Below are 9,119 nucleotides of genomic sequence, written 5' to 3'. Positions count from 1 at the left end.
AATCTTGAGTTTCCGCAGTTTTATCCACAGTACCCTCACCTCATAGGTATTATAATAAACAACTTTAAGAAAATGCCTAAAATATAAGGAATCTTCTCCCTTTTTGCTGTAAAATTAAGTCACCAAAACAAAACCTTACTAAACAAAAAAGAGAGGGATTCCTTATGCACAATTCTACTACAAATACTTACATTTTGAAACGGGAAATTTTAAATTTCTCAAATTTCTCAAATAAAATTTCACGTAAGCTTTCCAAGCCGGACAGAAAGTTTACTGCTGACATTACTTACGGAATACTAGCTTCCAACAGTTGCCTTCTAACTGATATTGTGGATCAGCTTCACGAAGATTCTAAAAAAGTCAACTGCGTCGAGCGCCTTACCAGACATTTGAATAAAGGAACTCCCAAACAATCCTTGCATTCTTATCTTCAAACTGTTCGTAAATGGGTACCTCAAGAACCCGTAATTCATATCGATGATAGTGATATCGTCAAGCCTGATGGATACAAGTTCGAAGCTCTGGGTCTTGTTCGAGATGGGTCTAAAAGCACCAACACAAAAAATGTCTACGAAAAGGGTTACCATGTCACGGAAGCCTGTGTTATGACTAATAGTAATCACCCGGTCAGCATTTATTCCAAAATCCATTCTTCAAAAGAAAAGACCTTCACCTCCATTAATAGTGTTACTTTCCATGCTATGGAGCTAGGAAAAGCCATGTTTGCTAAAGCTACTTTTGTTATGGACCGGGGCTATGATGACAACAAGATGTTCCTTAAGATGGACGAACTGGAACAGGATTATGTGATCCGTCTTACTGTCAAACGAAAACTCTTTTTTCACAACAAATGGGTTCCTGCCACACAATTACGCAACCGCAGGAAAGGAAAGATCAAAACCCCTGTATTCTATAAAGGCAAGGAACGGGAAGCGTATTTATCTCATGTTAAAGTCCAGATAACTGCTTCCAAAAAGGACATTTACCTGGTTCTTGTATACGGCATCACAGAGCATCCCATGATGCTGGCAACTAATAAGGAATTAAAGTCTAAAGATGATGTGATCCGTATTGCCAGGCTTTATTTTTCACGTTGGCGTATTGAGGAATACTTTCGCTGTAAGAAGCAGGTTTTCCAGTTTGAAAACTTTCGTGTCCGGAAAATGAAATCAATTAACGCTCTTAATTTTTATATCACCTTGTGTATGGCATTCCTGGCACTGATTTCAATGAAGCCGGAAACAAATACCCTTAAGGTTTCAATCATACAGACAGCAGCTCCTATAAAGAAAAAAGTTCAATTTTGCTATTACCGGTTGGCGAAAGGCATCTCTGGCATACTATCGTATGCAAAAGAAGGCATCAGGCTTTGGTTCAGGACAAAACGACCTGCATACCGTCAACTCTGCCTTAAGTTAATCGCTTAGATAGATAAAAAAATATTTCTGCCATGGTCCGGTTTCAGGCGGGGCTTATTGAAGTGCCACTAATCCAGCAACTGCCACTCTTAGACCTTTCAAAAAACGGCAGATTGGCACTTGGGGAAGATTTATTCATTTTTAAGTTACAGTTTGCGGAAACTCAAGTAAGCGTCTAATAGGTTCTTTCCATAGTTAGTTGATTTTGTAGTAAAATTCATTTAAAAGTAACTTTGCACGGAGTAACTGAAAACTATTTCTACCATACATGATACGTTTCGTTAACTTGATTTTATTGACGCTTCCTTCAGCAAGGCCATTGTTGTATTTCTGTTCAATGCCGTTTTTTACTGCATTGAGATCCGAGCGTAAGCCGTTTAAATAGGTGTCTAATTCATCAATCTTTAAGCTTGATGCAGTTTCAATCCAAGCCTCTAACTCGACACCTTTTTGGGAAAATACAATTCTGTGAAATTCTTTCAACAAACCATAAAGTTGACCAAGTAGGGGATACTTTTTTATAGCGGCCTCATACTGTTCCAGAGTGAGACCTTTTATACTTTCCAGCTTCTTATAGATTAATTGACATAAAAATTTTCTCGGAATATATTCTACTTGCTGGTTTTTTGATCCAGCGGCTTCTTTCATGTGAATTCGCTCTTTTTGCATGAACATACGTAGGGAGGCAACGCTTCCGGTATAGCCTTTTTCGCTTATATGCTCATGGATTAGGGTATATGTAAATCCCTGGGCCCTAAGTTCCAAAATTTCTTTTTCATAGGGAGCAAGTTTTCCTGGGCGACGGTCATCATAATGGCCATTGCATAAGGAACAGCCATCATTAAGATATCTTTTTACTGTGTGACTAACATGTCCGGTTTTGCGTGTGATTTCATCAATGGAGCAGCCTGAAGCATAAAGATCCCGGACTTCTTCAATCGCAGCCTGTTTTCTGGTAAGTTCCTCTTGATGATGGCGCTCCCGAACAATTATTTTTGATTCCGGTATGCTGCTTTTAGGGATCAAAAGATATTTGCGAATCGTTGTTACACTCGAATGGAGCAGCATCGATATATCATTGACGGTGTACCCTTGCGCACGCTTTTTCTGCGCAAAGTGAATCCTTTCTGCTCGGTTGCGTGTATCATACAACGCCTTCATCTCTTCGCTCTGTGCAGCTGATGTCTCTGGAATCTGGAGCCTGGAGGGGAAAAGTTTACGCAAATAGAGTTCAACAACCTCAGAAAGGTTCTTTAGCAGATGAAATCGGTCGCTGACCTGCATCGCTGTTGGGTGTGCATTGGTAGAAGCTGAAGCATATGTCTGTGCGCCATCTCGAGATATCACCTGAAGGTAGGGAAAGACCTAAGCCATTCCTCTACCTGTTTTGTCTCCCTTGAATTGAGAATATCAATAATGCGATGGCTTTCCAAATCCACCATCACTGTGCCATAAGAATATCGTTTGCGGAAAGCAAAATCATCCACACATATTTTTGTGATGGTGGACTTATCCACAAGAGTTGGCATTTTTTTTAAGCAGATCACAGATGCTGCTTTTGCTTGCATGAATGGAATTTGAAGCTAACAGCTTTGATGCGTTCATGGCACTGAGTTTTGACGAGGTAATTAGTATTTTTTCCGTCAGCCTTTTGGTCTTCTTGCCTCCAGGTTGAACAAAGTCAAAACGTTCAGAGAAAGTCTTGTATTGGCATTCCGGATTCCCACAAACCATTTTTCTCGTATTTAGCAGAAGAATTGTCTGCTTTTCCTGAATTGGTAAATCTTGAATCTCACGCTGGTAGGTGGAATGCACTTTGTTGGATTTTTTGCCGCAATAAGGACATGTAATGGTATGCTGGTTTGATGAAATTTTTAAAATGACTTTCTTGTCCTGTATGATACAATCACTGCATTCAAGGTTGATATCTAATTGTTTTAGAATAGCATTCTCCATATTTTTCACCTCACCGCAATTATATAACTTTTATGCGGCAAAATCAACTAACTATGGAAAGAACCTATGGAGCGTTTACGTTAATTCTCATTGAGAGTTCATTGTTGTTTTATGAATCTGTATGTAATCAATTCGCCTTTTAATGTATCCAATGGTGTTTGACAGAGTATTCATTTGATTGGTAAAATATAAAATATGGAAAAAAAAGGAATAGTTTGATTTTGTATTTTGTTGAGTATAGCATGTTGTTATGTTTTAACATAAAAGCAAGAATATCTGAAAGGAGGGCGCAAGATCGTAACAAAAAAATATACAAGTCACCATTAGTAGTAATTGTAGAATTTGCTAACATCATGTACTGATATGAAGGGGTGTTAAGTGAACTTAAGGTATTATCATTAATTTAAAATAATAACATGCTGTACGCCTTTGATTTATAATTAAGAGCATATAAATTAATTATCTAGACAAAGTTATAGCAGACAAAATATTGAAGGGGGGGCGTAATGATGAAAACAAAAAAAATGTACAAGTCACCATTAGCAGTAATTGTAAATTTTACTCATACAATTTGTTAAGTGAACTTAAGGTATTATCATTAATTTAAAATAATAATAACATGCTGTACTCTTTTTCATTTTATTTGTCAGATTTAATACCCAGTGGCGGTGAAAATTATAAGTAATTATGGGGTGAAAGAATATGGACAATTTATTTGTTGATTGTTATATACATAAAATCTTAAGGGTTTCACCATTTATTTCAGAATACGTAGCTATGTGTAATAGCTGGACAGGTACAATTATTATCGATGAGTTCCAGCAAAAGGTAGATTATGATTTATCAGTACCACAAAAATACATTGATCATACATTTGATTTTTATCATATTGATCGAGAATATTCACATGAATCAATCAGTTCGCTAGTTAATAAGGGCATTCCTGCATTAGTCCACATCGGACGGGATGCTAAGTTACCATATGTTAAATATGATGAGGTCTTTGCTGTTGACAGATTTGGCGGCCATGTCATTCTAATTGAGGGAATGAATGATCAAAACCAATATCATGTATATGATGATTCACCAGAATTTTATGGATTTATCGATGCATTAGTGATTGATCAAATGTATCGTGATTATGGCCAGCCATTAGAATGGCTTGTCAATCCCAAATCAATTATACCTGGTAAGAGGGATGAACTGAGATATTTACATCAAAACCTTGAGTTTAGATGCAATATTGATCGTAACTTTATTGATAATATGGCGAATTTATCAGTGGAAAAAATTGATAAATTAAACATGATTTTTCATTTACGGAATTTTGCGTTCCGGTATAATGGTTTGTTACGAATTATCAATAAATTACGGATAGAATATCAAATCAACGAATTGGAACCAATTTATTTGGCAGCAAAACAATATATAACTCAGTGGAATCTGATCATAAGCCTGACGTATAAATCCAAATTATATAAAAAAGATGAATTTTATGACCGATGTATGATTCGCTTTAAAGAGCTTTTGGATTTTGATGAAAGGCTGTTTCAGCAAATGCAGATTTTAAAAAATAATATACTTACTGAAATTATGAAAAATAAGCGGGGGTGATGGAGGTAGGTTATGTTCAAAAGAAATCCCCAATATATCTGGGAAGAAATCGAAAATATATGCTATTTATTTAACACGGAAGACAGTTCTAGCATTGATTTGAATGAAATTGCTTCTGAGATCTGGCTGGCAATTGAAAGTAAATCATCGGATGAAATTGCTGAAGATTTATTATCTAAATATTCAGTCGAAAAGGACATCCTGGTGAATGACATAAAAGCGTTTATTGATCAGGCATTACAAATTGGTATTATTATTCAGCTGTAAAATTGCTGAAATAATGACATTTTATAATTTCAGGAATTCATTCTTGGTCGTCGGTGGGGCGCGGCAAGATTTTTAATGAGAATATTTTATTAACAAGATTAAAAATCTGATGGCGAAGCCAGGCCTTTTGGAGTGAAATATAATGAAAAATAGTTATGTTTTATTTGTGAAAACAGGATTTGAAGAGAGGATCGTCAGGTTACTTAAGAAGCGATTAGTTTCGTCATTGTTTTCGCCATATGTTTTGACGAAGGAAACTTTATTTAGAAAAAAAGGTGAGACGATTAAATCAGTGGAAATATACTTTAGAGGATATGTTTTTATCGATTCAGAATTAGGAACTGAAGATTTTGTATTTGAAATATCGCCATATATTATGAAAATTGAGGGGATATACCAGATTGTTAATTATGGCAATAAAAGTGATATTGTGATAAGTGAACGAGAACGGACAATGCTGAAAAACTTATTTGGAATCAATCATTGCATTGGCAGTTCAAAAGGATTGATTGTGGGTGATAGAATCAAAATAAATGAAGGGCCTCTGATCGGTTTTGAAAATATCATCAAAAAAATCAATCGACATAAAAGGCAGGCGGTGATTGAAATAGATATGTTGGGAGAGGTACGGCAGTTGACTGTTAGTCTGGAAATTGTGGAAAAAATACCGATCGGTTAAATATCGTAACGGCAAGATAAATGACAGGAGAGTGGACAGATGAAGATTTTGATAACAGGAGCAGCAGGATTTATTGGCAGCAGCCTTTCAGCACAATTGTTGAAACTGGGAAACCAAGTAATTGGTGTAGATAATTATCTAACTGGCCGCCGGAGTACTATTGATCAACTAGCTAGATCATCAAATTTTCGCTTTATTGAGCAGGACGTGATTGAACCATTGGAGATAGAAGAGGAGCTAGATTGGGTTATGCACTTTGCCAGCCCGGCCAGTCCACCAAAATATCTGCAATATCCACTTGAAACGCTGAGAGTAAATAGTGAAGGAACTATGCATTTATTAAAACTTGCTAACCGTAAAGGGGCAAGCTTTTTTTTTGCATCAACTAGTGAAATTTATGGTGATCCATTAGTTGTACCACAGTCTGAAAAATATTGGGGAAATGTTAATTGTTACGGTCCAAGAAGTTGCTATGATGAGGCAAAACGGTATGCTGAAGCAATGATATATGCGATGAATAAAAAATATAAAATTCCAATCAGAGTGATCCGCATTTTTAATACATATGGACCTAATATGGATTTAGCAGATGGGCGGGTAGTGACCAATTTTATGAAACAAATAATCGATAAAACTCCTATTACAGTATATGGCGATGGCAGTCAGACAAGATGTTTTCAATATATTGATGATCTGATCTCAGGTATTTTAAAACTAATGGATACTGACTATCAATTACCTGTAAATTTTGGCAATCAAGATGAATTTCGTATTATTGACCTGGTTCAGTTATTTAGTGATATTGAAGGCCGGGATTTAGAAATAAAATTCATGCCGTTACCTGAAGATGACCCCAAGCGCAGAAAACCTGACATCTCAATTGCAAGAACAGTATTAGATTGGGAACCCCAAGTTAGAATAAAAGAGGGTTTGATTAGAACGTTAAATTACTATCGGTTTAACCAAGAACAGAAAGAATGAGAGGGTTATGTCAAATATAGATTGTTTATTTAGCTCAATTGCAACCGTTGTTAAAAGCTGGAATTGTGAAGCGGTTGAAATAATTGGTGCCGGTGCCTGGTGGTTTGGTTTTAGTAAACCGATTTCTGAGAAGACAGACTCAATATGGGGTAGAGTTCATGCATACCGCTATGATTCCTGGCGTATCTTAGAAGCATTTTCGGGAATTAAAGTAACTTGGAATGATACTACGGAAATTGAAGAGATTTTACCAATTCTTCAGGTCGAAGTTGCTGCACAGAGGCCAATTATCATTTATATCAATTCACATTTTTGCCCATGGCATCCGCATCAAAAAGAATACTATACGCACTTTTGTCTTGTCATTGGGATGGATCAAGAAAATCAGGATTTAATTTGTAATGATGCTAATCCGCCTAAATACAAAGAAAGGTTACCATTCAAACTATTTGCCCAAGGCTGTGGTCCTTGTATTACCTTTGCAAAGGTCGATAAACCGGATAAAGGGACAGATTGGCGGGAGGTTATTCAGGATGTTATTGATCGGCTGGGGATAAGCACCGAGCTGTACTCATTTAATTTAATGCGAAGATTTTCCGAAGAACTTTATCAGGAAATAAATAATTGCCATGATCGGTTACCGGCTTGGATCGAAGACACAGTACCTGTTGTTCTTAATGTCGGATTGCTTCAAAAAGGACGAATTTATTTTGCCAGAACGCTGACTTATTTTGCTGAACAATTTGGTATCCTGGAATTTGTCTCATTAGCAAACCGCATATTGCAAGCATCTCAGCAATGGAATACAATTTCTTTTTTTGCGGTTAAAAGTAGATTGAATCCTAACGATAGGCATTCATTATTACGAATCCCACAGAAGATTCTCGAAATTGCTGATTTTGAAGAGCAGATTACTTTTGATTTGATATCACTAGTAAACAAATACTCATAAATGGAGGTGTTCAAATGCAAGAATTAGCGCTAAAAGGTGGTGTTCCGGTGAGAAGCACACCTTTTCCTCAATGGCCGCAGATTAGTGAAAATGACATAAACAATCTTGCAAATACCCTACAAAACGGGACATGGTACCGTGGCATGGGTGATACAAATAATGAGGTTGATCAATTTGAGAAATTATATGCGAAAAGGCTGAACCTCGATTATGGCTTGGCTGTCATCAATGGGACGGCCGCATTAAATATCGCGGTACAAGCATTGGATTTTGAGCCTGGTTCAGAAATACTGGTCTCGTCATATACTTATGCAGCCAGTGCTTATTGCATCTTAAAAGCAGGACTCAAGCCGGTCTTTATTGATATTGATGAAAATACATACAATATTGATCCTTTATGTCTGGAGCAGGCAATTACTTCCCGGACAAGAGCCATCGTGGTAGTTCACTTTGGGGGATATCCGGTTGATTTTGGTCGTATTCTTCCACTGGCCGAAAAGTATGGTTTAAAAGTTATTGAGGACTGTGCTCACGCACATGGTGCAGAATGGCTTGGAAAGCCTGTTGGCAGTTGGGGGGATATTGCTTGTTTTAGCTTCCATTCAGCCAAAAACCTAACTTGTGGTGAGGGGGGATTCATTGCCACCCGAGATCGTAAACTCTATGAAAAATGCTGGTTACTGCATAACATGGGTCGAAAGATCGATGGCTTATGGTGTGAACATCAGGAAGTAGGAGAAAATTATCGCTTTTATCCTCTTGGGGCATCCTTGCTTTTGTCACAATATCAAGAATTTGAAAGATACCAGAATTTACGTGAGCAGAATATGTTGTATTTCCAGGGACTGCTAAGTAAAACGCCGTTTTTAAAACCTTTGGCGGAAGATCAGCGAGTAACCAAACATGGGCTACATTTATTTATCTGTCGTTATGATTCAGAGCTATTTCATGGGATCTTGCGCCACCGCTTTCTTGCAGCGCTGCAAGCGGAGGGGATTCCGTGTCACATTGGTTATAAATTCCCTTTGTATTACAACAAATCATTAAAAGCGTATCATAATGAGTGTGTGGTTGCAGAGAAAGCTTGTTTTCAAGAATCTATCTGGTTTGACCATCCGTTATTCCTTGGTGAAAAGAAAGACATTGATGATATCTTTGATGCAATTAATAAAGTTTCGCAAAATCATAATAAATTAGTTAGTAGTTACCGGATCTGAAAAACAATAAATATGCTGGTGATTGGAGACTTAAG

At 37.0% G+C, this 9,119-nt stretch carries 10 protein-coding genes; 7 read left to right on the top strand and 3 right to left on the bottom strand.

Annotated elements, in window-relative coordinates:
- The first annotated feature begins 194 nt into the window (after positions 1-194).
- Positions 195-1,427 carry a transposase gene (locus ACYVD3_RS20670; RefSeq protein ID WP_460644387.1) on the top strand — a complete coding sequence of 411 codons (1,233 nt, stop codon included), beginning with the start codon at positions 195-197 and terminating at the stop codon, positions 1,425-1,427.
- A 186-nt stretch (positions 1,428-1,613) separates the two neighbouring features.
- Here the strand turns inward: ACYVD3_RS20670 and ACYVD3_RS20665 are convergent, their stop codons facing one another.
- From ACYVD3_RS20665 to ACYVD3_RS20655, 3 genes are read right to left on the bottom strand one after another with little or no spacing between them, the layout of a single operon-like run.
- Positions 1,614-2,765 carry a transposase gene (locus tag ACYVD3_RS20665; protein WP_460644386.1) on the bottom strand — a complete coding sequence of 384 codons (1,152 nt, stop codon included), beginning with the start codon at positions 2,763-2,765 and terminating at the stop codon, positions 1,614-1,616.
- Complete coding sequence (locus ACYVD3_RS20660; RefSeq protein ID WP_460644388.1) at positions 2,762-2,947, bottom strand: transposase; 186 nt, start codon at positions 2,945-2,947, stop codon at positions 2,762-2,764. The genes ACYVD3_RS20665 and ACYVD3_RS20660 overlap by 4 nt, the downstream gene beginning before the upstream one ends.
- The gene (locus ACYVD3_RS20655) at positions 2,928-3,374 is read right to left on the bottom strand and encodes a transposase family protein (RefSeq protein ID WP_460644385.1); all 447 of its coding nucleotides are present in this window, start codon (positions 3,372-3,374) and stop codon (positions 2,928-2,930) included. Before ACYVD3_RS20655 ends, ACYVD3_RS20660 begins: the two co-directional genes overlap by 20 nt.
- Before the next feature lie 702 nt (positions 3,375-4,076).
- On the opposite strand from ACYVD3_RS20655, the gene ACYVD3_RS20650 reads away from it, so the two are divergent.
- From ACYVD3_RS20650 to ACYVD3_RS20625, 6 genes are all read left to right on the top strand, one after another.
- Complete coding sequence (locus tag ACYVD3_RS20650; protein ID WP_460644384.1) at positions 4,077-4,988, top strand: hypothetical protein; 912 nt, start codon at positions 4,077-4,079, stop codon at positions 4,986-4,988.
- Positions 4,989-5,000: 12 nt separating this feature from the next.
- Entirely contained in the window at positions 5,001-5,255 is a 255-nt protein-coding gene (locus ACYVD3_RS20645) for a PqqD family protein (RefSeq protein WP_460644383.1), read from the top strand.
- 142 nt (positions 5,256-5,397) lie between these two features.
- Positions 5,398-5,934: an antiterminator LoaP gene (gene loaP, locus ACYVD3_RS20640; RefSeq protein WP_460644382.1), complete on the top strand. Its 537-nt coding sequence runs from the start codon at positions 5,398-5,400 to the stop codon at positions 5,932-5,934.
- A gap of 39 nt (positions 5,935-5,973) precedes the next feature.
- Positions 5,974-6,915, top strand: a complete 942-nt coding sequence (locus tag ACYVD3_RS20635) for an NAD-dependent epimerase/dehydratase family protein (RefSeq protein WP_460644381.1) — start codon at positions 5,974-5,976, stop codon at positions 6,913-6,915.
- A gap of 7 nt (positions 6,916-6,922) precedes the next feature.
- A complete protein-coding gene (locus ACYVD3_RS20630) occupies positions 6,923-7,867 on the top strand; it encodes a hypothetical protein (RefSeq protein ID WP_460644380.1) in 945 nt (314 codons plus the stop codon).
- A gap of 14 nt (positions 7,868-7,881) precedes the next feature.
- Positions 7,882-9,084 (top strand): DegT/DnrJ/EryC1/StrS family aminotransferase, encoded by a 1,203-nt coding sequence (locus ACYVD3_RS20625; RefSeq protein WP_460644379.1) that lies wholly within the window; start codon positions 7,882-7,884, stop codon positions 9,082-9,084.
- Positions 9,085-9,119 lie beyond the last annotated feature (35 nt).

It is taken from the genome of Lacrimispora brassicae, from assembly GCF_054772055.1.
The sequence above is the reverse complement of the archived record's forward strand: the minus strand, read 5'-3'. Positions and strand labels throughout refer to the sequence as shown.